This is a genomic window from Rhodanobacter spathiphylli B39 (genome assembly GCF_000264295.1).
Lineage (GTDB): Bacteria > Pseudomonadota > Gammaproteobacteria > Xanthomonadales > Rhodanobacteraceae > Rhodanobacter > Rhodanobacter spathiphylli.
Map to the genome: position 1 here is coordinate 1 of NZ_AJXT01000063.1, position 1734 is coordinate 1734.

Consider the following 1734-nt stretch of genomic DNA (forward strand, 5'->3'; position numbering starts at 1 on the left):
GCCGCTGCAGAGGGGCCCCGGGTAGAGCAGCGGGCCATCGTGGCCCGCACTCGGTGCGCAACCGCTGCGCGGTTGCGAGAGCTGAAAAGCGAAGAGCGAAGAGCGAAGAGCGAAGGCGGAAAGTCTGCCGTCGGCAGGGCTGTCGACGGGCACAAACGAGTGACGGTGCGCGTCGTTCGTTTGAGGCGTGCGGCAGCGCCTCGCCTGTCTCCCTCCCCTGCTTGCCCCTGAAGGGACTTCCTTCGGTCGCAGAAAGGGTTGGGGTGGGGTTCGCTCTTGCTCTTCGGAGTCCTGTGAGTGGCTTGATTTCGGCCTCAGGGAGGCGTTCAAAAGCGAGCCCGCACCTCAGGCTCGTTGCACTACTTCGCCCGGCAAACGCCCGCCGAACCTTGGGAAGTGTCTGCTTGACGCGCAACAGGCCAGCGCTGAACATCCGTGGCATATGCCCCCAATGCGGGGCCCAGCAAGCGTCGGACGGGCGGGTCGATGAGCTTCGATTTGGGTGTGTGGTACCCGCATGATCGCCTCACGGAGAAAGAGGCTGGCTTGCTCTATGCGCGCTTGTGCGAGGACGAGGCATGCCAGATCGAGCCGCATGCCTCCGTCGACGCTTTCTACGCCGAACTGACTGCGAAGCATCCCGAAATCGACACGATCCCGGATGATCTCATCGACGACCACGATCTTTGTCCCTGGAGCTGTGCGCTCGATCGCTCTCCCGGGCACGTCATCATGCCGTCTGTCTGGTCAAAAGCAGACTACGTATCCGTCTTCGTTCACTCGCTCGCACGGAAGCATGGGCTGGCTGTATATGACCCGCAGGCCGAGCGCATTACGTATCCGGACGGCAACACTTCACCAACAGAAACAAGGCGGCCTTGGTGGCGGTTCTGGTGAGTCGTCCAGCATCTTGTTCAGGGCGAACGACTTCGCCGACGCTCAACCTCAGCGTCAGGCTTCCAATTCTGCGCGAACCACTTCAACGGATGTCATGGACCCTCTGGTGCTGGAAATGTATCCGCAACCGCCTCATCGAGTACGTTGAGTGGGTGGTGGAATATCAAACCGAGAGCGAGCCACGACTGGGTATGGGCGACGACGCGGGTTCCGCTATAACTTCGTCAGAATAATGGGAAGGCACATGCGCTCCGATATCTTTACCCGCCATCCACTTCTCCATGTCGCGCACACCGTTTTCATCGCCGTAGCATGTGTCAATTTCCTGGTGTTTGCCGCAGTGGCGTATCGCCTTGGCGGCGATGCGTTGAGCGGCAAAGTAGAGGCGGGTGAATACTTCCTGGGCGCCAAAGGTGGCTATACCGAGGTTTCCAGGGAAGTGTTCGAATACAGCAAGATGCACGAACTATCTGTAGTGGTGACATTGCCGTTGGCAATCCTTACAGGTCTTTTGTTCGGCGTGCCCAGGAAATCGGGCGACGCGTAACCAACCGTTCAAGCGGATGCGCGAAAACCCGCGTGCCGCTTCATTCCAGCGTAAGGCACATGCATACACGACTTCTAAAGAAAATGCGTCGGCGGCGCCGCGTCTTCCGTCTCGGGGTCATGGTGGGGATGTTTGGCGCCGGGATGATGTTGGTGTACTTCGTCTTGGGGATGACATCCGTTCACGGTGGCCGCCACGCACGGTTGCTTTGCCTCGGCTTTGCTCCGGCTCTTCTGAAGAGTGCGGGCCACGATGGCCCGCTGCTCTACCGGGGCCCCTCTGCAGCGGCG

The 1734-nt window shown here is 60.1% G+C and carries 2 protein-coding genes; both read left to right on the top strand.

What is annotated here, in order from left to right:
* Positions 1-486 precede the first annotated feature (486 nt).
* The gene (locus UU7_RS16780) at positions 487-897 is read left to right on the top strand and encodes a hypothetical protein (protein WP_007810460.1); all 411 of its coding nucleotides are present in this window, start codon (positions 487-489) and stop codon (positions 895-897) included.
* A 244-nt stretch (positions 898-1141) separates the two neighbouring features.
* Positions 1142-1444 carry a hypothetical protein gene (locus tag UU7_RS16785; protein ID WP_007810461.1) on the top strand — a complete coding sequence of 101 codons (303 nt, stop codon included), beginning with the start codon at positions 1142-1144 and terminating at the stop codon, positions 1442-1444.
* Positions 1445-1734 lie beyond the last annotated feature (290 nt).